Origin of the sequence: Rufibacter hautae (genome assembly GCF_008271695.1) — a bacterium.
Taxonomy (GTDB): domain Bacteria; phylum Bacteroidota; class Bacteroidia; order Cytophagales; family Hymenobacteraceae; genus Nibribacter; species Nibribacter hautae.
Window position 1 is genome coordinate 468401 of the sequence record NZ_VKKY01000002.1, and the last position, 21055, is coordinate 489455.

The 21055-nt window shown below is 51.7% G+C and carries 18 protein-coding genes; 6 read left to right on the top strand and 12 right to left on the bottom strand.

Annotated features, from left to right (window positions below; translation table 11 throughout):
* Positions 1–398: 398 nt before the first annotated feature.
* The 9 genes from FOA19_RS10805 to FOA19_RS10845 all read right to left on the bottom strand — a co-directional run bounded on the left by FOA19_RS10805 (position 399) and on the right by FOA19_RS10845 (position 8603).
* Complete coding sequence (locus tag FOA19_RS10805; protein ID WP_149090841.1) at positions 399–854, bottom strand: hypothetical protein; 456 nt, start codon at positions 852–854, stop codon at positions 399–401.
* Between the two features lie 10 nt (positions 855–864).
* Positions 865–1287: a hypothetical protein gene (locus FOA19_RS10810; protein WP_149090842.1), complete on the bottom strand. Its 423-nt coding sequence runs from the start codon at positions 1285–1287 to the stop codon at positions 865–867.
* 56 nt (positions 1288–1343) lie between these two features.
* On the bottom strand, positions 1344–1883 hold the full coding sequence (locus tag FOA19_RS10815) for an RNA polymerase sigma factor (RefSeq protein WP_149090843.1): 540 nt from the start codon (positions 1881–1883) through the stop codon (positions 1344–1346).
* Positions 1884–2063: 180 nt separating this feature from the next.
* Complete coding sequence (locus FOA19_RS10820) at positions 2064–3020, bottom strand: transketolase family protein (protein WP_149090844.1); 957 nt, start codon at positions 3018–3020, stop codon at positions 2064–2066.
* Position 3021: 1 nt separating this feature from the next.
* Positions 3022–4416 (bottom strand): vWA domain-containing protein, encoded by a 1395-nt coding sequence (locus FOA19_RS10825; RefSeq protein ID WP_223808845.1) that lies wholly within the window; start codon positions 4414–4416, stop codon positions 3022–3024.
* A gap of 54 nt (positions 4417–4470) precedes the next feature.
* A complete protein-coding gene (locus FOA19_RS10830) occupies positions 4471–5328 on the bottom strand; it encodes a transketolase (RefSeq protein ID WP_149090845.1) in 858 nt (285 codons plus the stop codon).
* Positions 5329–5469: 141 nt separating this feature from the next.
* Positions 5470–5916, bottom strand: a complete 447-nt coding sequence (gene bcp, locus FOA19_RS10835) for a thioredoxin-dependent thiol peroxidase (protein ID WP_149090846.1) — start codon at positions 5914–5916, stop codon at positions 5470–5472.
* A gap of 172 nt (positions 5917–6088) precedes the next feature.
* Positions 6089–8005 (bottom strand): M23 family metallopeptidase, encoded by a 1917-nt coding sequence (locus FOA19_RS10840; protein WP_223808846.1) that lies wholly within the window; start codon positions 8003–8005, stop codon positions 6089–6091.
* Positions 7992–8603: a fumarylacetoacetate hydrolase family protein gene (locus FOA19_RS10845; protein WP_149090847.1), complete on the bottom strand. Its 612-nt coding sequence runs from the start codon at positions 8601–8603 to the stop codon at positions 7992–7994. The genes FOA19_RS10840 and FOA19_RS10845 overlap by 14 nt, the downstream gene beginning before the upstream one ends.
* 234 nt (positions 8604–8837) lie before the next feature.
* On the opposite strand from FOA19_RS10845, the gene FOA19_RS10850 reads away from it, so the two are divergent.
* Positions 8838–9632 carry a M48 family metallopeptidase gene (locus FOA19_RS10850; protein WP_317132031.1) on the top strand — a complete coding sequence of 265 codons (795 nt, stop codon included), beginning with the start codon at positions 8838–8840 and terminating at the stop codon, positions 9630–9632.
* Between the two features lie 556 nt (positions 9633–10188).
* Here the strand turns inward: FOA19_RS10850 and FOA19_RS10855 are convergent.
* Both FOA19_RS10855 and FOA19_RS10860 read right to left on the bottom strand, forming a co-directional pair.
* Positions 10189–11010 (bottom strand): 3'-5' exonuclease, encoded by an 822-nt coding sequence (locus tag FOA19_RS10855; protein WP_149090848.1) that lies wholly within the window; start codon positions 11008–11010, stop codon positions 10189–10191.
* A 10-nt stretch (positions 11011–11020) separates the two neighbouring features.
* On the bottom strand, positions 11021–12403 hold the full coding sequence (locus FOA19_RS10860) for a UDP-N-acetylmuramate--L-alanine ligase (RefSeq protein ID WP_149090849.1): 1383 nt from the start codon (positions 12401–12403) through the stop codon (positions 11021–11023).
* 464 nt (positions 12404–12867) lie between these two features.
* Here FOA19_RS10860 and dnaB point away from each other — a divergent pair, with 464 nt between their 5' ends.
* The 3 genes from dnaB (at position 12868) to FOA19_RS10875 (ending at position 16052) form a co-directional block, all read left to right on the top strand.
* The gene (dnaB, locus tag FOA19_RS10865) at positions 12868–14430 is read left to right on the top strand and encodes a replicative DNA helicase (protein ID WP_223808847.1); all 1563 of its coding nucleotides are present in this window, start codon (positions 12868–12870) and stop codon (positions 14428–14430) included.
* A 203-nt stretch (positions 14431–14633) separates the two neighbouring features.
* Positions 14634–15365, top strand: a complete 732-nt coding sequence (locus FOA19_RS10870; RefSeq protein ID WP_149090851.1) for a TlpA family protein disulfide reductase — start codon at positions 14634–14636, stop codon at positions 15363–15365.
* Between the two features lie 135 nt (positions 15366–15500).
* Positions 15501–16052 (top strand): glycosyl-4,4'-diaponeurosporenoate acyltransferase CrtO family protein, encoded by a 552-nt coding sequence (locus tag FOA19_RS10875; RefSeq protein WP_149090852.1) that lies wholly within the window; start codon positions 15501–15503, stop codon positions 16050–16052.
* Between the two features lie 99 nt (positions 16053–16151).
* Here FOA19_RS10875 and FOA19_RS10880 read toward each other — a convergent pair whose 3' ends face one another.
* Entirely contained in the window at positions 16152–17993 is a 1842-nt protein-coding gene (locus FOA19_RS10880; protein WP_149090853.1) for a glycoside hydrolase family 15 protein, read from the bottom strand.
* 230 nt (positions 17994–18223) lie between these two features.
* Here FOA19_RS10880 and FOA19_RS10885 point away from each other — a divergent pair, with 230 nt between their 5' ends.
* Together FOA19_RS10885 and FOA19_RS10890 are read left to right on the top strand one after the other, a co-directional pair.
* Positions 18224–18673, top strand: coding sequence for a hypothetical protein (locus tag FOA19_RS10885; protein WP_149090854.1), 450 nt, complete (start codon positions 18224–18226; stop codon positions 18671–18673).
* A 195-nt stretch (positions 18674–18868) separates the two neighbouring features.
* Positions 18869–20854 carry a S41 family peptidase gene (locus FOA19_RS10890; RefSeq protein ID WP_149090855.1) on the top strand — a complete coding sequence of 662 codons (1986 nt, stop codon included), beginning with the start codon at positions 18869–18871 and terminating at the stop codon, positions 20852–20854.
* The last annotated feature ends 201 nt before the right edge of the window (positions 20855–21055 follow it).

Below are 21055 nucleotides of genomic sequence, written 5' to 3' on the forward strand. Positions count from 1 at the left end.
GGCACGGCCCGCCGCACGGAAGGACAGTTCAGGTGGTAGTGGCCTGCGTAGACTATATAATAGATAGCTTTAGCCAGGTGGTACCTTTACTGAAGCCTCACTGTCCGAGCGTCAGCGAGTTTGAGGCTTCTTGATTCTTTTGGTTACTTTTCTCATCAAGGAGAAAAGTGACGAACGCCCGCAGACCCGGCTGCAGCCAAAGAGTTAGAAGAAAGGGAATAGGAAGTAACTACCTCTAAAGCGGTTCTGAGGCTCGCGCCTCACTGCAGTTGCAAACTGCAGACCATTGTAGGTCCAAGTTGAAAACTTGAACCAGGAGAAGAGGGGAATTATTTTTAATAATAGGCTAAAACAAAAAGGGAGACTTTCGCCTCCCTATTCACACTAAAACCAAATCTTTATTTCTTAGCCGTCTGCAAACGCTCCAGCAACAGCTTGGTGAACTCGCGCTCTGCACGGTAAAACAAAGCCAGTTGGCGAGGACTGATGATGCGCAGGTATTTGTCCATGTATTCTTTTTCCAGGTCCAGTTCTCTTTGGCGGATGTTCAAACGGGCCTCTAATCCAGCCTGAATCTGCTCGTCGGTGAGGGCGTTCAGGTTCTGTTCTTTGTAGGGGCGGCTTTTCTGGCGCAGATCGTTCCGTTTCCGGTCATGTTCCTGGTAAACGGGCCAGAAACGCTGGGCCTGGTCGCCGGAGAGGTTTATCTTGTCGGTGATGAAGGCAATCTTGGCCGTCTCTATTTTCTCTATGCGGGCTTTGCGTTCCTCGGGTGTTTCTTTGTTCTGGCCATGGGCTACGGCAACCGAGCCGGTGAACAGGAAAAACAGAAACAGCAACTTGGTCAATTTCATTCTTTTAGGATTAACGGTAATCATACTCTTCTTCCAACAACTCCTGGGTATGGGTTTCATTCAGATCATTGCGGCGGACATCCAGGAACTCCAGCGACTGGTTCGGCTTCACGGCCGGTACCTCGGCTAAGTCGGCGGTTTCCAGTTCTTCGTGGTTCACCAGGTACTGGAAGATATCTTTCTGCGATATCTGGGCCATTACCGCGTCTGTAGACGGGTTGGCGTCAAAGTACTGGGTGGCCAGAAAAGACACGGCAAACACCACACCCAAAGAGGCGCCGGCTACAGCCGTCCTGAACTGCCAGAACCATGCCACTGGTGACGCTGCACGAGCTGGCGCGGCGTAGGCCGTCCGCTGCATGATGCGCGTGGGCAGAGCATCAAAATAATGCTCGGGTACTTGAAAGCCCGGGTCCTTGGGTAAATCTGCCATATCTAGCTCCTTTTTCCTATCCATCTGTTTCTTAGATGTGTTTTGTCTGAAGAGGTTTAATCTTTTTTCAAATATTCCTCAATTTTTTTTACCGCAATGTGGTAAGAAGCCTTGAGCGCGCCCACCGAGGTGCCCAGAATCTCAGAGATCTCCTCGTACTTGAGATCGTCAAAGTATTTCATGTTGAAGACCAGCCGTTGCTTGTCAGGCAGACGCAGAAGTGCCTTTTGGAGTTTCAGCTGCACCTCGTCGCCGGAGAGCGTGTCTGTAGAATCCAGCTTCTGCGTGAGCTCGGCGGCCACGTCATGGATGGGCAGGAAAAAGCGTTTCTTTTTAGCGCTCAGGAAGTTGAGACACTCATTGGTGGCAATGCGGTAGATCCAGGTGTAGAGCTGAGAATCTTTCCGGAAATTCTCCAGATTGGTCCAGACCTTCACAAACACCTCCTGGGTCAGGTCATCGGCATCGTCATGGTCGATGACCATTTTGCGGACGTGCCAATACACCTTCTGCTGGTACTTGCGCACAAGCTGGTTAAAGGCCAGGTTCCGGGAATCTGGGTGCTGGAATTTCTCTAAAATCTCTTTGTCTTCCAAGGGAAGGGCGTGGTTCAGGTACGTGATGTTTGTGTTTGGCTCAGAGTAGAGGTGTAATCAAATTCAGGTTTGGTTTATGGTGAAATAACGCTTCTGTTTAGGGGCCGATTTCTGGAAAACGGCCCCTAAACAGAAGCGGGATCATTATTTAAGTTATTATTAGCTAGTCACCTCTTGAGATTATTTCTTGCGGGAGATAACGCGCTGAACCGCAGAAACAATGCTCTGCTCATTAAGGCCGTACTTCTCCATCAGCTGCTCCGGCGTGCCGCTTTCCCCGAAGGTATCCATCACCGCCACAAACTCCTGCGGCGACGGTAACTGCTGGGCCAGAACGCGGGCCACCGATTCACCCAATCCGCCGTTGTAGTTGTGCTCCTCTGCGGTCACCACGCAACCGGTCTTGCGTACCGAGGCCAAAATAGCTTCCGTATCCAGTGGCTTGATGGTGTGGATGTTGATGATCTCGGCATCGATGCCTTGCTCGGCCAGCAGTTTGCCCGCCAGGATGGCTTTCCAAACCAAATGACCGGTAGCCAGAATGGTCACGTCTTTGCCTTCGTTCAGCATCAACGCTTTCCCAATCTCGAATTTCTGGTCAGCGGGGGTGAAGTTAGGTACCACCGGTCTTCCGAAGCGCAGGTACACTGGGCCTTCATAATCGGCAATGGCGATGGTGGCGGCTTTGGTCTGGTTGAAGTCACACGGGTTGATCACCGTCATGTGCGGCAGCATCTTCATCATGCCCAAATCCTCCAGAATCTGGTGCGTGGCGCCGTCCTCGCCTAGGGTCAAACCCGCGTGCGACGCGCAGATCTTCACGTTCTTACCCGAATAGGCCACGCTCTGGCGAATTTGGTCATACACCCGGCCGGTAGAGAAGTTGGCGAACGTACCAGTGAATGGGATCTTACCGCCAATGGTCATCCCCGCGGCCAGCCCAATCATGTTGGCCTCGGCAATCCCCACCTGGAAAAAACGCTCCGGAAACTCCTTGATGAAGTCGCCCATTTTAAGGGAGCCAACCAGGTCGGCGCACAGGGCCACCACGTTAGGATTGGTACGGCCTAGTTCCAGCAGGCCAGCCCCGAAACCGGAGCGGGTATCTTTAGATTCTGAATATGGGAAGTCCTTCATCTTAGTTGAAAAGTTTTATCGTCGTCGTTAAATTCGATTTTATGGTAAAATTCTTTACGTCGGTGAATTGGCTGCCTTTTGCAGATTTTAGCCTATAAACCACGCGGTAACGGCCGGGCTGCAAGGGTAGGCTTATCTTACTGCTGCCCTCGGGCAGGTTCCAGAGCCAGTCCTGGGTGCCGTCATTGTTCACCAGGTACAGACTACCGTAGCCTTTCAGGTCCTGTGTGATGTTGAGCGCGCCCGGCGGCGCAAAGGTGATTTCCGTGGCCTGACTCTGTTTGATGGTTACCGTCTTGCGGATGCGCGGCAAAGTAAGCAATTCCACTTCGTAGGTTCCAGTAAGGTATTTCTGCTGGCTGGGGAAGCGCTGGGTCTCCAGAATGTACGGACTGCCTTTCTCGCGTACCAGCGCCGTCACGGAGCCGTAGGAGGTGGGCGCATCCTGCCGCAGATACAAGTAGCCCTGTGGCGCTTTCACTTTGAACACGTTGTGTTGCCCCGGCTTAATGTTCAGGTTTTTCAGTTCCACCGCGGGCAGCGTGTTTACCACCAGGTCATAAGAAAGCAGCGCGTCAATTTCCAGCATATCGGGCTTGCCCGCCAGATCCAGAAAATGCACAAAGTTGTACTCCGGCTGGCCGGTCACGTTGTTCAGGAACGTGAGGTTCACATTGGTTTCTACCGGCCGGCCGGCGTCATCCGTTAGCTCTACTGACACCGTAGTCTTCTTCAAAGCGATACTGATGACGTTGTCCAGCACCTTCTGGAAGGTTTTGATGTCTGAGGCGTTGTAGTACTGGCCCATGCACCCAAACTGCTGCGCGTACCCCGGGTCATCGCCCAAGCCAATAATGAACGGTTTAAGGAAAACCCGCTTTTTCTGGAGCGCCAGCGAGGTAGCGCAGGGATCTCCGCCGCAGCTTTCCAGACCATCGGTAATGATCACGATCACATTACGCGAATTGGCATCCGCCGGAAAATCATTCGCGGATTGCTCCAGGGAGTAGGTGATGGGTGTGTTGCCTTTGGGCGTGATCTGCTGCAGCCGCTTTTTAATGGCGGCGGCATTATGGGCGGCAAACGGAACCTCCAGCTTGGTGTCTTTGCAGTTCTTGAGGTTGACCGGCGTCTGGTGCCCGTACACCCGCAGCGCGATCTCCAGGTTGGCATAAGAGTCCAGGGAATCGGCCATGCGGGCCAGCATGCGCTGGGCTACTTTCCAGCGGTCGCTGGTTTCCCATTTGGCCTGCATGGAGCCTGAGGCATCCAAGAGAAACAACAGTCGCGTCTTCTTGGGCGCCGGTGCCTTGTTTTGCGCAGCCGCAGGCAGAACCGTCATGCCTCCTATAAGAAAGCAGATGAGCCACAGATAAACGGAGCGCAGGAACGTCATACCTAAGAAGGGAAGATGGGCAGACGCCAGAGCGCCTGCCCGCCAGAGAAATGATTAATAGTCGTTGAGGGTTTCTTTCAGTTGTACCAACGCCTGCTCCAACTGGGCATCGTTAGGCGCTACGCCATGCCATTTGTGTGAGCCCATCATGAAGTCTACCCCGAAGCCCATTTGGGTGTTCATGAGAATACAGATAGGTTGACCCTGGCCAGACAAGGCTTTGGCTTCATCCAGCACCGGAATCAGGCTGGCAAAGTTGTTCCCGTTGTCGCAGTTCAGTACTTTCCAGCCGAAGGCCTCAAACTTGGCGCGCAGGTTACCCAAACTCATTACCGCGTCTACCGGACCGTCAATCTGTTGGCCGTTGTAGTCCACGGTCCAGATGAGGTTATCTACTTTGTGGTGGGCGGCGTACATGGCAGCTTCCCAAACCTGGCCTTCCTCCAACTCACCGTCGCCGGTAAGCACATACACCAGTTTGTCATCGCCGTTCAGTTTCTTGATCTGCGCCGCTCCAGTAGCCACCGATGGACCCTGGCCCAGAGAACCAGACGCGATCCGGATGCCGGGCAGCCCTTCCTCCGTGGCCGGGTGGCCCTGCAAACGGGAATTCAGTTTCCGGAAGGTAGCCAACTCTTTTGGATCAAAGTAGCCGGCACGGGCCAGCGTGCTGTACCAAACCGGGGAGATGTGCCCATTAGACAAGAAGAACAGATCCTCGCCGATGCCGTTCATGTCAAACTCGGGCTTGTGGGTCATCTGCCGGAAGTACAGCGATACCAGGAATTCGGTGCAGCCCAGCGAGCCGCCCGGGTGGCCCGAGTTCACGGCATGCACCATGCGCACGATATCGCGGCGTACCTGGTAGGCCACGTTCAGCAGTTGATCCGCGTCGTAGTTGAATGGGTTCATATGAAAAGGTGGAGGTTTTAAAGGTTGAAAATAGGAAGGCTGGCCTTCAATAAATCCGTTTAGCGCCAGAATTTAGGAAAATTGGCCTAAAACAAAAAAGAGCTGCCTACCCCAAGGATGGGAGCGGCGGCTCTTCAAACGTTATTTCAGCAACTGCGCGGTGTGGTTCTTGGTGTCTACCTTGGTGATGATGTCCTCAATCTTGCCTTCCTCGTCAATCACGAAGGTGTAGCGCATAGTGCCCATGTATTTGCGGCCGTACATGCTTTTCTCCTGCCAAACGCCGTATTTCTCCACGATCTCGTGCTCGGTATCGGCCAGTAGGGGGAAGGGCAGCTCAAACTTTTGGATGAACTTCTGGTGTGACTTCTCATCGTCCACGCTCACGCCAAGCACCACGTAGCCTTGGGCCAGCAGCGCGTCATAGTTGTCGCGGAGGTTACAGGCCTGGGCCGTGCAGCCCGGCGTGTCGTCTTTGGGGTAGAAGTAAAGCACCACCTTTTTGCCTCTGAATTGGCTCATTTTCACCGGCGCACCATTTTGGTCTTTCACCTCAAAGTCTGGGGCCGCGTCACCTATCTGTAGCATTCTTTTTTGATTGTTAGTTGTTGGTTGTTGATTGTTAATTGTTGAAGCTGTCAATGGTAACTGTTTTAAGGCTTATTTTCTAAAAACAGGCCTAACGCAGATAGCTAAATTCAGAAGGATCATTGGCTTCTGATTACCAAAAGAAACAATCAGCAATTAACAATCAACAATATTAAATTTTAGTAGTGTACACGGCTTCGTTGCCCATGGCATCTTTCACGCGCAGCACTACGTCACCGGCCAAAGGTACAGTTTTATCCAGTCTCTCTGAGGTGAGGGTGGAGTTTTTGTGTTCCCATTTGAGCAGGAGCCATTGGCCGTTCACCTCGCAGCTCCAATTGGCAATTCCCGACAAGTTGTCCCAGATCCTGAAGCTGAGCTGGTTCGGAGATTTGCTGACCAGTTTCACGGTAGGCGCCACGGTATCGCTCAGGACTTTGAATTTGCCCAGGTCTTTGGCGCTGAAGGTGATAGCGTCTCCGTTCCAGGTGCCGCCCAGGAACCCGGCGCCCTTGCCCCAGCCCAGCGCGTACACCGCCGCTTTGGTTTTGTCCAGCGGCAGTTTGGCGGGCCTGATGGTGACTTTGGCCGGTTGGAACAACGTCGTCAAGGGGTTGTTGATGCTGAAGACATCCTGCGCATCGTGCGAAGTCTGCAGAATCAACGTGTCATACAGCGAGTTCTTTCCGAAGGTGATGTCCATGAACCGGTTGGAGTACAGGTACTCGGTGCCCGGCGGAATGAGGTGGCTGAAGGGGAACCGCACTCGGGTGCCGCCCACCTCGGCTGAATCAGGCAGGCCTCCTATCATGTTATACAGGTACACCGATCCCGCTTTGGTGGTGTAAGACGGAATCACCGCATATTTATAGTTGCCGATGTACAAGTCCAGGTTACGGGGAGCTTTGGCGGTATCTGCCACCGTGATTTTCAGGAAACTCTCCACTATTTCATGCCCGATTTTGGGTTTGGCTACCTGCGGCGTTCCCATGGATTTATAGGCACTGCTTTCGCCTTTGAGGTAGAAACGCAGTTGGGTGGTGTTCTTATAAGAGTCGTACAGATCGGCGGTTACCTCGTATACCTTGCCTTCCTCAATCCGGAACCGGCCCCGGTTATGGTCAATCTCATAGATGGGCAGGTTATTGCCGTCGGCCATGTACAGCCGCTGGAAAGCCCGGTTGTTGATCTTGAGCACCGGAAAGTTGATGTGCGCCGATACCTGCCGCTGCTTATCAAACGGCACGCCGTCAATGGTGTGGCGGTAAACCGGTTCTCCATTGATCTTCAGTTCCATAGACTGCACGCCGTTGGTGTTGGCCGCGCCGTTGTACTGGTCAATCGCCTGGATTTCCAGCCCCAGCAACCCCGAGGCGGAAAGCGTATCTGCGATGGTATAGCTATTGCCTTGTTTCACCGGCGTGAACTCTTGCCGCTTGAATTCGCCTTTCACGCGGGCGTCAATGCTCTGCGGCGTCAGGGCGAAGTTGTAGACGGTGGGTGGTATCTGGTCCACAATCTCGGGAAAGCCGTAGCGCAGCGGGTTGAGCAGGTTGTTTTTGGCATCCCGTACCTCAAAGTGCAGGTGCGGCCCGCCGGAGCCGCCCGTGTTGCCGGAGAAGGCGATAACGTCACCTTTCTTTACGGGGAACTGGGCCTCGTTGAAAGACGCCTCCACGTCAAAAGACTTTTTCTGGTACTGCAACCCCAGCATGTAGTCAGCCAAGGCCGGTACCAAATGGTTCAGGTGGCCGTAGGTAGTGATCAAACCGTTGGTGTGGGTCACGAACACCAGGTTGCCGTAGCCGTAGCTGGAGAGCTTCACATAAGAGATGTAGCCATCGCCGGCGGAGTAGACCGGCAAACCTATCTTGCCCTCGGTCTTGATGTCAATGCCGCCGTGGAAGTGGTTGGGCCTGATCTCACCCATGCTGCCCGAGAGGAAGTTCTGGGTGCCGGGTTTGATGGGGAACGCAAAGGGGTTGGCGGAAAAAGATGCCTGGGGGGTAGGCTGGGCCTGCGCCAGGGCAGCCCCGCTACTTCCCAGCAGAATGGCAATGAAAAAGGAACGTACGCTACTTAACTTCAAAATTCAAAAGGTTTTTGTCTTCTATAAACGCCTCCAGCCGGTCTCCTATTTTAACGGGGCCTACGCCCGCCGGCGTGCCAGTGAAAATAAGGTCGCCTTTCTTGAGGGTGATGAACCGGGACATATACGCCAGAATAGCGCCAAAGTCATGGATCATCATGCCTGAATTTCCCTGCTGTTTCAGCTCGCCGTTCTGTTTCAGGCTGAAGTTGATGTTGTCAAACGCCGGAAATTCCTCCACCGGCAAGAATTCTGAGATGGGGGCGGAGCCGTTAAAGCCTTTGGCCAGGGTCCAGGGCAGGCCTTTCGTTTTGGCTTTGGTTTGCAAATCACGGGCGGTAAAATCAATGCCAATGCCGATGCCGTCAAAATACTTCGCCGCGAACTTGGGCTGGATGTTCTTGCCTTCCTTGCTGATGCGCAGCACCAACTCTACTTCGTAATGGATATCCGTGCTGTAGTCTGGAAAGTAGAAAGGTTCGTTGTTGCGCAGAACGGCAGTATCGGGCTTGAAGAAAATCACGGGCTCATCCGGAACCTCGTTTTTCAGCTCAGCAATATGTTCTGAGTAGTTACGGCCTATGGCAAGTATTTTCATGGCTGGTCTTTTGTTTTCAAAGATAGGACTTTCTCGTGGTCGCCTCAAGTCTGGCAAAAAGACTTGGCTAAAAATAAAATTGGCATGGAATTGTATAGAGGATTGAAATAGATTTGCGCCGTGATTCTGAAGAGGCCAACACTTTGTCTTCCATTCTCCGTATAGGTCAACGTTCCTAGACAGAGGCAGTGCCACGGCAGGATCTTTTTGTATTACCTTAACCTATCTATGAAAATGAGCATGTTCAAAAATGCACTCTTCACCTTGGCGGTTCTGCTATTGGCGGGGTGTACCACCGTTCCTATCACAGGTCGCCGGCAGTTATCGCTGGTGGGTGACCAGGAGGTGATCCAGATGTCTTTCCAGGCCTACAATGACCTGATGAAGCAAAGCAAACTTTCTTCCAACGCTACTCAGACCGCCATGGTGAAACGGGTAGGCCAACGCATCCAAGGCGCCGTAGAGAGCTTCATGCGCCAACAAGGTGCCTCGGCTCAGTTGGAAGGGTATCAGTGGGAGTTTAACCTCATCCAAGACGATAAGCAACAGAACGCGTTTGCCATGGCCGGCGGAAAAACCGCGGTGTACACCGGCTTGCTGCCCATCACGCAAAATGAGACCGGTTTAGCCGTGGTCATGGGCCACGAGATTGCGCACGCCATTGCCAAGCACTCTAATGAGCGCATCAGCCAGCAATTGGCCGCCGAGTTTGGGGGAGCTACCCTGGGTTCTTTGGGCGGAGGTGCCTCTTCGCAGGTGTTGAATACCGCCTACGGGATTGGAGCCGGGGTAGGTTTGATGAAGTTCGGGCGGACCCAGGAGTCTGAAGCCGACCGCCTGGGGCTGATCTTCATGTCTATGGCCGGGTATAACCCAGAAGCCGCCATTCCTTTCTGGGAGCGGATGGCTGCCTCCAGCAACGGACAGTCACCACCTGAGTTTCTGAGTACGCACCCTTCCAACGAAACCCGTATCGCGGATATCAGGAAGAACATGCCGGAAGCGAAAAAATACTACAAAGCCCGCTAAGCCATGAAAGCCAGCACCAAATGGTTTGTCTTCAGCGCTGTTCTGATAGCGCTCTTGCTGAAGTCTGACAAAGCAAGGTAGCCTCCCGCAACTCGTAGAAGATTAATGGATCATTTGACCAGAACGGCCTTCCTCAACAAGGGGAAGGCCGTTCTGTTTTTAAGCTGATTTGATAAGAAAAGGCAATAAATAAAATGCGTATGTAGTATGAACATTCGTAGAGACCAGGCACCGCCTTGTTTCCGCATTATCTGATCAATGTAGAGACAAGACGTGGTAATTGCTATTGCCTCTAAGGTTGTTTGCGATAAAACAATGTATCCTTTAGGCCATGAGGGAAGATGTGTACTACGTTGCAGTGAAACGTCGCTACAGAAAACCAGACAATGTAGCCTTGTTACACGATAACGAGGTACTTCTGCAATAAAAATTGGCCCTGCCACACCTTCAAGAAAACAGAAAAGCCTCTTCCTTTTGAAAGAGGCCTTTCTGTTTAGGGGCTGTTTTTAAGAAAACAGCCAAGATTCATAATTTTAAACGGGGTACTTACTCCTAACTACAGTTTCAAAGCTGTTTGCTTCAAGGCGCCCCTAAGTTTGATGCGGGTTAAGACTTTCTTGGTGTACAGCGGAAAATTTCCCTTCATCATCCAGTCATAATAGCTGGGCTCTTTCTTGAATACTTCCTCTACGGCTACATTCTTGTGTTTCCCGAAGTTGAAGACTTCCACTCCATGGTTGTTGAAAACAATACAGCCAGAGAGGTCAGCGGTTTTCTGGAAGGTGAACTTATGCAGCGCCTGCATGTCATTCTGGATCGGGAAAATGGCTTGGTCCTCGGCACCGGGGAGGGGCACCTCCGCGTACATCTCAACCTGTGATTTCAAGATTTCGTAAGTGGCAATGGTGTCGGCCTCGGCGGAGTGGGCGTTCTCCAGGGGCTTGTTGCAGTAGAACTTGTAGGCCGCCGAAAGCGTGCGCTGCTCCATCTGGTGGAAAATGCGGCACACGTCCACGATGGAACGGTTCTCAATGTCAAAGTCAATGTCCACACGCAAGAACTCCTCGGCCAGCAAAGGAATGTCAAACTTGATGAGGTTAAATCCGCCCAAATCACAGCCTTTCAGGAAATCATCCAGCGACCTCGCCAGCTTCGCGAAAGTAGGGCAGTCGGCCACGTCATCGTCGTAGATCTTGTGGATCATGCTGGACTCAATGGGAATAGGAATGGTGGGGTTGACGCGCGTGGTCTTGAGGATTTCCTCGCCGTTGGGCATCACCTTAAGCATGCTTATTTCCACGATGCGGTCGCGGCAGATGTCCACTCCCGTGGTTTCCAGGTCAAAGAAGACAATGGGTTTGCGCAGATGTAATTTCATAAACCAGGAATTAAGAAGCGGTGATGGTATCTGCCAACTGCTGAAGGTCCAGGTTCCCGAAGTTACCAGACGTCATCATGAGCAGGTTTTTGTCTTTCCAGTTGTTGTTGAGCAGGTACTCCTGCAGGGCCTGGTTATCGGTGTACACTTCAATCCCCTCGTCGCCAAAGGCGGCTTTCAGATCTTGTGGGTCCAGCGGAGGCATGCGTTTGTGCTCCAGGGTCTTCGGGTTGAAGTACACAATCTTCACATCCGGCGACAGGAACGTGCCTTTGTATTGCGGCAGGAAGTCTTTGTTCAAACTGCTGAAGGTGTGCAGTTCCAGGCAGGCAATGAGTTTTCTATCCGGGAACTGTTTCTTCAGAGCCTCAGAAGTTGCTTTCAGTTTAGACGGGGCGTGCGCGAAATCTTTGTACACCAGCGTGTGCTCGTTCTCGCCAATTTTCTCTAGACGGCGGGCAGCGCCTTTGAAAGTAGCCAGCGCTTCATAGAACGCTTGGCCTTTGATCCCGATTTGCTTGCAGACTTCCTTGGCGGCGCTAATGTTCCGCAGGTTGTGCTCCCCGAAAAGCTGGATTTCTACATCGTCCTTCTTAGTTTTAAGCACGGTTTTGCCGCTCTTCTTGATTTTGTGCTCGTGGATGGTGTATCCGATATAGTTCACATCAGAATCATTCGGCACGCACACTTCCTGCACCTGCTCATCATCCTGGTTGTAAATAAGGGTGCCGGCCTTAGGCGTCATGTCCACGAAAATGCGGAACTGTTCGCGGTAGTTTTCCTCGGTGGGGAACACGTTGATGTGGTCCCAAGAGATGCCGCTGATCACGCCAATGTGGTGGTGGTACTTATGGATCTTGGGAACACGCTGGATAGGTGAGGAGAGGTACTCGTCGCCTTCAATCACGATGATGGGCGCATCCTCGGTGAGTTTCACCATCAGGTCGAAGCCTTCCAGTTGGGCACCTACCGCGTAATCAAACTTGCGGTTGTGGTACTTGAGCACGTGCAGGATGATAGACGTAATAGACGTCTTGCCGTGACTACCCGCAATCACAATGCGCTGCTTGTTTTTGGACTGCTCGTAGATGAACTCGGGGAAGGAGAAAATAGGAATGTTGTGTTCCTGCGCGTAGAGCAGCTCAGGGTTATCCGGGCGAGCGTGCATGCCCACAATCACGGCATCGGGGGTAGAATGAAGCTTTTCGGGGAACCAGCCTTCGGCTTCGGGGAGCAACCCTTCGGCGGCCAAGCGGCCTTTTGCCGGTTCAAAAATCTCATCGTCTGAGCCTGTAACTTTCAGGCCTTTCCGGTGCAATGCCAGGGCAAGGTTGTGCATAATGCTTCCTCCAATGGCAATCATGTGAATGTGTTGATACGCCTCTGTACTCATGTAGTCTCAATCAAAGAGAGCAAATGTAGTGATTTTAGAATACGCCCTTCTACGAGACCCGCAACGGATTTGTGGATATCTCCCCTAAAATTTGTGGATTACTCTCCAAGGTTCACCAAACAAGAGTCTAAAGTTTGGCTAAAATGCATCAGATTTTTAGGCGTTTTAAGCCAATTTTTAAGAAAAGAGACCCCAAACCCCGGGCTGATTTCAAGATGTTTGAACAAGCAAATCACTCCTCAGGAATTCTGTTACATCCTAAGCAGCAATCATTATCTTGCTTTTGCACCCATCCAGGCGGAAAATCCGGAAATTATTTAGCCACGGCTCAGGAGTAGATTCAATTTGAGAATCAAGGGAATAGACAGGTGGTTGAAAAATAAGTGGCTGGAGTGTGGATATGTAGGTCTTTTTTGTGGATTACCTGAGGCCCGAACTTAGTTACATTTGCTTTTATGGAGGAGATGAAATTAAAAGCGACGCGGGGTAAGGCTGCCTGGAATCCCAAGCAGACCGTAACACCCGGAATGGGAAAGCTTCCGCCGCAGGCGTTGGAGTTGGAAGAGGCGGTGTTGGGTGCGCTCATGTTGGAGAAAGACGCCCTCACGGCCGTAATTGACTTATTAAAACCCCAAAGTTTCTACAAAGACGCGCACCAGCGCATATTCAAGGCGATTCTGGCCCTTTTTGACAAATCAGAGCCAATCGATATTTTAACGGTAACCCAGGAACTGCGCGAGCAGGGCGAACTGGAGTTTGTGGGCGGGGCCTTTTATGTGACCCAGCTCACCACCCGTATCAACTCGGCGGCGAACATTGAGTTTCACGCCCGTATCATCACCGAGGCCGCCATCAAGCGCGATCTCATCAGTATCTCTTCTGAGGTGCTGGGCCGTGCTTACGAAGATACCACCGACGTATTTGACCTGCTGGACAGCACTGAGGCCAAGTTGTTTGAGGTGTCTGAAAGCAACATCCGGAAGAACTTCGATGACATGCAGTCCTTGATGCACAAGGCCATCAAGGAACTGGAAGCGAAGAAAAGTCAGAAAGAAGGGTTGACGGGGGTACCAAGCGGCTTTACCGCCCTGGACCGCGTGACTTCTGGCTGGCAGCCCTCTGACTTAGTGATTCTGGCCGCCCGTCCGGCGATGGGAAAGACAGCCTTCGTGGTTTCGGCCATGCGAAACGCCGCCGTGGACTTCAACAAAGGAGTAGCGATCTTCTCTCTGGAGATGTCGTCCATTCAGTTGGTGAACCGTCTTATCTCCGCTGAGGCGGAGCTGGAAGGGGAGAAGATAAAGAAAGGAAACCTCGCGGATTACGAGTGGGCGCAGTTGAACCACAAGATTTCCCGCCTGAGCCAAGCCCCTATTTTTATCGATGATACCCCGGGTCTTTCCATCCGGGAGCTCCGCACTAAATGTCGTCGTTTGAAGGCGCAGCATGACATCCAGATGGTCATCATTGACTACCTGCAGCTCATGAGCGGAAACACCGAGGGCAAAGGCGGCGGTAACCGTGAACAGGAAATCGCGTCTATCTCCCGGGCCTTGAAACAGCTGGCCAAAGAATTGAACGTACCGGTGATTGCGCTTTCGCAGTTGAGCCGGGCCGTGGAAACCCGTGGAGGAGACAAAAAACCAATGCTTTCCGACTTACGTGAATCTGGATCCATTGAGCAGGATGCCGACATGGTAGTGTTCCTGTACCGTCCGGAGTACTATGGTATCACCGAGGATGAGATGGGTAACCCAACCTTGGGCGTGGGGGAAGTGATCATTGCCAAGCACCGGAACGGTGAAGTGGGCAGTGTGCACCTCAAGTTTATTGGTAAGTATACTAAGTTCGGGAACCTTGAAGATGGCTTCGGCGGCGGCATGGACGGCGGCGGCGGCGGGTTTCCGACCTCTGACTTTGATGGACCACCCTCAGCGGGAGGACCAAATACCATTAGATTAGGCAGTAAGATGAACGACGGTGGCGGGTTCCCAGCCTCCTCGTTTGACGATGCTCCTCCGTTTTAATAAACAAACACTTAAAATATTAAAAGGCCGCTTCTGCAAAGGAACGGCCTTTTTGTTTTAACATCAATTAGTAAAAATAGCCCTAAACTGATTTTCGATAGTATATTAGAAGTCTTTAATATTCCGTTGAGGGAAAGGCAGTCACTTTTTCTAAGCATTCCTGCTCCTTCTACTTTTAAGATTTTATACCATATTAAACCTTCATGAAAAGAATCGCTTATTCCATTCTATTAGCATCATTGTCATGGTCTTGCACCAAAGAAGTTCAGAAGTCGGAAGAGGTTTTACCCGCGGAGAAAGTTTACCTGGGGAGCACTGAGGGTAAAATCCAGAAGTACCGCGAAGACTCCCAAAAATACTGGGATAAGGGTGATTCTGAGAATGCCCAGAAATACCGCGATTCTATCAAAGCCGTCGTTGTCAATACCTATCTCAAAGAATATACCTTCACGTCCCTGAGCGGATCTGTTTTTGAAACGGCCAGGCAACCCAAACCGATGCTCCTGCAGATCACCGCTTCCTGGTGTGTGCCTTGTCGGGCAGAGATTCCTGCTTTAAACCAGATTGTAGAGAAGTTCCAGGACCAGATTGACTTTGTTCTTCTGTTCCAAGACCAAGCCGATGGGCTTACAAGTCTAGCCAAAGAATACAACTCCGCCATTACGTTGGTACCTTCCCATAAGGAAGTTTCAGACCCCAATACCATTGACATTGCCGGGTTCAGGCACACCATGGGTTTTCCAAGCAACTACCTCGTTACCGCTGAAAACAAGGTGGTCAACTTTACCCAAGGAGCGCAGGCCCCTAGGAATTATACCGGCGAGGATGGAAAAGAAGTCATCATCACCGTGGAAGAGGCAAACCGCCAGAACTTTGAGCGGTTAGAAGCGGAAATCAAAGACTTGCTTCAGAAATCAGCCGTGCACAATTTCTAAGGCAGTCCTTTTAAGGCTAGGCAGATGGAGGATAGCTGATGTTGCCTCCAAGTGGCCACTATAAAAAATATGGCTTAAAACGAATGCATAGGGGGAGTACTACTTCAACATATCTTGTCGTTTAAAGACCACTACATGAAAAAGGCACTTCTGAACTGGAGCATTGCTTTAGGAGCTACCTTGGTTACCGGGGGAACGTGTTATTTCCTTGCCAATAGCTTTGGGGCTGATAGTTTTGTGTTCAGTTGGGTGCTCAATTTTATGCTAATGGCATGGTACACGCTGGTAGTTAACCTGTTTGCCCCAAAATTGGATTTCAATTACTTTAAAGCCAAGAAATTTGAGCGAGGCGGAAAAATCTACGAATATTTGGGAATACGTTTCTACCGAGGTTTACTGGAAAGGATTGGCTGGGAAAAACTAAACAACAAAGCCTATCCCATAAGGAAGGATTTGGCGGTCCTGAAAGCGCGTGAACGGAATACCCGCATTTCTGAACTGGGCCATTTAGTTATTGCTGTTATCGTTTTCTGTACTATGCTTTTGGTTTGCGATTCTTTACTAGAAGCAAAATGGCTATTGGTGCTGAATGTCTTGTTAAACATTTATCCCATCTGGTTGCAGCGGTATACCCGTCCTAGGTACACCAGAATATTAGCGATTGTTATGAGATCTAAAGTCCGTTAGCCGAAGCAAGAAAGGTCTTTTGAATTAAAAACTTCATAGTATTCAAACTTACAGTTTTAAGCCTGTTTTCTTGAAATCCGCTTTAAAACGAAATCTGACCTAGATAAATAGATCGCGGTACCCGTTTTTCTTTTCTCCGTTGAGTTGGCGGTTGAGTTGGTAAGCGGCGCTGATGAGGGCCAGGTGAGTGAAGGCTTGGGGGAAATTACCCAGCTGCTCGCCTTGTTTGCCTATCTGCTCAGAGTAGAGGCCCAGGTGGTTGGCATAGCCCAGCATGGTCTCAAACTGAAGGCGGGCTTTGTGGTGCTGACCGGCCTTGGAAAGATTCTCGGCGTACCAAAAAGAGCACATACTGAAGGTGCCTTCATCACCAGATAATCCATCCTGGGCGCCGTCGGTGAGGTTGTAGCGGTACACCAGGGACCCGGCCATAAGTTCTTCCTCAATGGCTTTGAGGGTAGACAGCCATTTGGGATCTACGGGGCTGATCATGCGCACCAGAGGCATCAGGAGCACGGCGGCATCCAGGGTGGTGGCGCCCCTGTACTGCACAAAAGCCTGCTTTTCCTCGCTCCAGTGTTTCTCATAGACTTCTTCGTACACCGTGTCGCGTTCCTTGATCCACTTCTCCAGAGGGGCAGGGAAGGACCGGCTCTGCGCAATTCGTATGCCACGGTCCAGGGCTACCCAGGCCATGATCTTAGAATAGGTGAAATCCTGCTTTTCGCTGCGCACTTCCCAGATGCCGTGGTCGGGCCGGCGCCAGTTGTCGGCCACGAAATCAACCAGGGAGCAAAGGGCTTTCCAGAAAGAGTAGGTGATGGGGCCACCATACTTGTTGTAGAGGTAGATGGTGTCAATGAGCTCGCCATAGATGTCCAACTGGAACTGCTGGGAGGCTTTGTTCCCGATGCGCACTGGTCCCGACTGGAAATAACCCTCCAAATGATCCAGCGTGGATTCGTGCACATCTGTGGAGCCGTCCACGGCGTACATCAGTTGCAGGTCAGAGGGTTGGGGCATGTCTTTGCAGCGGTCCATGACCCAGAGGCAGAATTTCCGGGCTTCGTCCATGTAACCCAGGCGCAGAAACGCGTAAATGGTGAAGGCGGCGTCCCTGATCCAGGTGAAGCGGTAATCCCAGTTGCGCACGCCGCCAATGGCCTCGGGCAGGCTGAAGGTAGCGGCCGCCACGGTGGAGCCGTAGGTGCAGGAGGTGAGCAGTTTGAGCGTGATAGCCGACCGCATGACCATCTCCTGCCAATAGCCCTGGTAAGTAGACTTCGCCACCCAATTATGCCAGAACCGGAAAGTTTGCTTCAGGGTATCGTCAAAGTACGTCATCAGGTCCTGCGGGAGCCCTTTTTCCTGGGCGGTTGGCCCTTCCAACACAAAACAGATGGTCTCGTTTTTAGCCAGGGTCCAGGTGCCTTTAAGATCGCCTTTGACTACCGTGCAAGGTTTGCTGGCCGAAAACCTGATTTGGGTCTTGTCTTTGCCTTCGCTTTGGATGAGGAAGGTTTGGTTTCCCTGCCGGTTGACCACGTGCGGAGCCCGGGCATAGTCAAATTCCGGTTTAAAATCCATCCGGAAGGTCATCTCTCCTTTCACCACTTTCACCATGCGCACAATGACCCCGCTGTTTTCCTGGTCTTTGATCGGCATGAAATCAAGCAGCTCGGCCATCCCGTTCTGGGTAAAGAACCGGGTCTGCAGAATGGCGGTGTCTGGGATGTACTGCTGCCTGCTTCTAAACTCCTTGGCGTCAGGCTGGATAGCCCAAAACCCGCCTTTCTTGTGGTCCAGCAAGCGGGCGAAAAGGGTAGGGGCATCGAACCGGGGGAAAGGGAGGTAATCCAGGGAGCCGTATTTGGAGACCAGCGCCACGGTGTGGAGATTCCCAATCAGGCCGTATTTCTCAAGGGGTAAGTAGTGTTGCATGTCCTGAAGCAGTATTTACACTGTAACGGCTCAGGAAAAGGAGTGTTCATCTTTCTGTAAAGGCACAAGCCTAGGTGGGTCCTGTTTCAGGCCCGTTTTTGGGAATTCCGCCGGAAAACGGCAAGCCGCCTTAGCCTCGGCTTTGGATTTTCGTATAGCAAGAGCCCACGGGTTTTCGTTTTTGAATCTGTTGTGGTATGTTCGTGGTAGCGAGGGCTTAGTTTGATCAGATGAACACGTTTCAGTTAAAAAGAGGAAGTTTACGAATAGAGGGGGACCGCATCTTCATCAATGGTGAGCAAGCCAAGTATGTGAAAGTATTGCACCTGGTAGCCTCCCTGTGCTGGACGGTGTTTTTCTCTCTGCAGGCCCAGAAGCACTATAAAACCTACCTGCTCACCCACCAACTCTACCAGTTGCTTTTTGCCGGCATCACGGCTGGCATAGTGGTGTTCTGGCTTTACGTGGGCTACACCCGCGGCATCAAAGACTCTGGGCGGGATGAGATTGACCTCAAGCAGATTGTGAAGGCCCAGAAAAAGCTGCGCGGCTCTGATGAAGTGCCCATGATCACCCTTTTTTTAAACGATAACCGCCGAAAGACTCTGGAGTTCAACAACCTGGATGACCTCCATTTTGCCGATTCCTTGGCCGGGCGCGGCGTACTCATTGTGGAATAGCAAAATAAGCCCAACCTTACACCGTTTAACAGGTAATAGTCCGTTTTGGGTTTGTTTCTCCAAAACAGGCGTAAAACGGATTTTGATCTTTCTACAAGCCACAAAAAGGAGCGGCGCCTTTTGCACAAGCGCTTTTGGAATGGACGGCAAATCACCCTTGTTTCCTTAGTAGCCAGGCAGGAAAAGACGTTTATTATGAGAAACAGCTACAGAACACCACCCCTTGTCTATATAGAACCCCGCTTTAGGTTTAAGCTCCTGATGCTCCTGTGGATTATAGGCGTTGGCCTTCAAAGCCAAGGAAAGGCTTGGGCCCAGGAGAAAGACAACCTGGACACCGATAAGCAGTTGTACTTCTTCCGGATTTGGGGGCACCTCAAGTACTACCATCCGACCTCGGCCATGGGGCAGCTAAATGCCGATTCTTTGTTTCTGGCCAACCTGCCCAAGGTAGACTCGGCTAAAACAGAAAAGCAGGTGAACGCCGTATTCAAACAACTCCTGAAGGAAGTGGGTGTGCCGGCCGGCGACAAATCAAGTCCGCAGAAAGACAATCCCAAAGGCGCTTTCCTGCTCAAGAACCTGGACGATACCTGGCGCACCAAATCAAAATTCCTTTCCTCTGATAACCGCAAAATGCTCAACCAGATCTTTGAGCGGCGCTATACCGGGGAGAAACACTACTACACCTACATCCGCAACAACCCATACGGCGGCACCATGCCCCACGAGCCGGAATATGCCTTAGAGCCCAAGGAGAACCTGCCGTATCCGCTCCGCATGCTGGCTCTGGCCAAATTCAAGGCCTTTGTAGACTACCTGTTCCCTTACAAGCACCTCATGGACGAGAGTTGGGATGCTGTCATAGGCCAGTACCTTCCGCAGTTTGCCCAATGTGATTCCCGTGAGGAGTACGAGCGGCTGTTGTTAGGCGTGAACGCGCGCCTGGATGATACCCAGGCCTATTCATTCTTCAGGCAATTGAACCACCGCGAGAAACTCTTCAAGAACCACTACTACCCACCCTTTGACTACCAGGTGGCCGAGAAGAAGATTGTGGTCACCGCCATCATTGACGAGGCCCTCTGCAAACGCTCCAACATCCGCCGCGGCGATGTGATAGAAGGTCTGGACAGTGTTTCGGTGGCCGAGTGGGTGGGGGCGTTGGATGCGCTGCTGTCGGTGTCCAATGAATCCAGTCTGTGGGCGCGGGTAGGCGAGTGGGGCGATAACCTGCTGTTCCGCTCAGAGGATGCTACCATGAAAGTACAGCTCACCCGTGGCGAGGAACAGCTTACCACCACGCTTCGGCTGATGGATCCCTCGGTCGCTGCCAAAGCCAAACTCATTGACGCGTACTTTAAAAAGACGCAGGCAGTGCCGGCCAAGAAAAGCAAAGGCCTGGCGTACGCGGCCAAAGGCATTGTGCACTTCAAAATAGACGATACTTTCCGGCTTATCAAAGACGAGACTTCTGAGGAGGATTACCGCCTGATGGACTCCCTGTTCACCCGCGCCATGAAGGCCAAAGGCATCATTTTTGACATGCGCGGCGAGCCAGATAACAGCGATTTCGTTTTCCATTACGCCTACAAGAAATTCGGGAAGAAGAACCACTACTTCGCCCGTTATTTTCAGTTGAACCCTTACCAGGTAGGTTCTTACCGTCTGCTCACCCAGCCCGAAGTCTATTATCCTACGGACATCACGCCTAATGAGGAAGAGTATAACGGCAAAGTGGTGATTCTGGTGAACGGTACCACCCAAAGCATTAGTGAGTGGCACACCATGAGCCTGCAACGCCTGTTCCCCAACAGCATTACCTTGGGCGAGCAAACCGCCGGCGCCGACGGCGATGTGAAGCGGATCATGTTGCCCGGCAAGTACCTGGTGGCGCTCTCTGGCAACGGCATCTATTACCCCAACAACAACGTTACCCAACGCCTGGGGGTGCGCCTGGATGAGCAGGTGCGTCCTACCCTTATGGGCGTGCTCGGCAAAAAAGACGAGTTGCTGGCGAAAGCCATTGAACTCATTGGCGAAGAAGAGAAATCCGCCGATCAGGAAAAGCCAACGGAAGCGAAAAAGCCAGAAATAAAGAAGGCTGAATCCAAGAAAACCGAAACCAAGAAAATAGAGGCGAAGAAAGCAGAGCCCAAGAAAAGCAAGGCTTCCTTGTAAGGCCTTGATCTGCCTCTAACACTCCCCGTTGGAAAGCTTATATAACAAATTATAGAATTAAATATTGAAGGGAATTTAAGCACTTGGTGCGAATGACTTTAATTGGAACCTGAAGTAAATGCTGCAGATTAAGACTGTAGGTTTAAAAAAGCAGCAAGTCACTAAAATCCCATTCCCTTTTACTTCCCATAGGTTTGACGG

Bases quoted from the DNA above. Each gene is read 5' to 3' on its own strand.
- FOA19_RS10805 (WP_149090841.1), bottom strand. From the start codon at position 854: ATGAAATTGACCAAGTTGCTGTTTCTGTTTTTCCTGTTCACCGGCTCG.
- FOA19_RS10810 (WP_149090842.1), bottom strand. From the start codon at position 1,287: ATGGCAGATTTACCCAAGGACCCGGGCTTTCAAGTACCCGAGCATTAT.
- FOA19_RS10820 (WP_149090844.1), bottom strand. From the start codon at position 3,020: ATGAAGGACTTCCCATATTCAGAATCTAAAGATACCCGCTCCGGTTTC.
- FOA19_RS10825 (WP_223808845.1), bottom strand. From the start codon at position 4,416: ATGACGTTCCTGCGCTCCGTTTATCTGTGGCTCATCTGCTTTCTTATA.
- FOA19_RS10830 (WP_149090845.1), bottom strand. From the start codon at position 5,328: ATGAACCCATTCAACTACGACGCGGATCAACTGCTGAACGTGGCCTAC.
- bcp (WP_149090846.1), bottom strand. From the start codon at position 5,916: ATGCTACAGATAGGTGACGCGGCCCCAGACTTTGAGGTGAAAGACCAA.
- FOA19_RS10845 (WP_149090847.1), bottom strand. From the start codon at position 8,603: ATGAAAATACTTGCCATAGGCCGTAACTACTCAGAACATATTGCTGAG.
- FOA19_RS10850 (WP_317132031.1), top strand. From the start codon at position 8,838: ATGAGCATGTTCAAAAATGCACTCTTCACCTTGGCGGTTCTGCTATTG.
- FOA19_RS10855 (WP_149090848.1), bottom strand. From the start codon at position 11,010: ATGAAATTACATCTGCGCAAACCCATTGTCTTCTTTGACCTGGAAACC.
- FOA19_RS10860 (WP_149090849.1), bottom strand. From the start codon at position 12,403: ATGAGTACAGAGGCGTATCAACACATTCACATGATTGCCATTGGAGGA.
- dnaB (WP_223808847.1), top strand. From the start codon at position 12,868: ATGAAATTAAAAGCGACGCGGGGTAAGGCTGCCTGGAATCCCAAGCAG.
- FOA19_RS10870 (WP_149090851.1), top strand. From the start codon at position 14,634: ATGAAAAGAATCGCTTATTCCATTCTATTAGCATCATTGTCATGGTCT.
- FOA19_RS10875 (WP_149090852.1), top strand. From the start codon at position 15,501: ATGAAAAAGGCACTTCTGAACTGGAGCATTGCTTTAGGAGCTACCTTG.
- FOA19_RS10880 (WP_149090853.1), bottom strand. From the start codon at position 17,993: ATGCAACACTACTTACCCCTTGAGAAATACGGCCTGATTGGGAATCTC.
- FOA19_RS10885 (WP_149090854.1), top strand. From the start codon at position 18,224: ATGAACACGTTTCAGTTAAAAAGAGGAAGTTTACGAATAGAGGGGGAC.
- FOA19_RS10890 (WP_149090855.1), top strand. From the start codon at position 18,869: ATGAGAAACAGCTACAGAACACCACCCCTTGTCTATATAGAACCCCGC.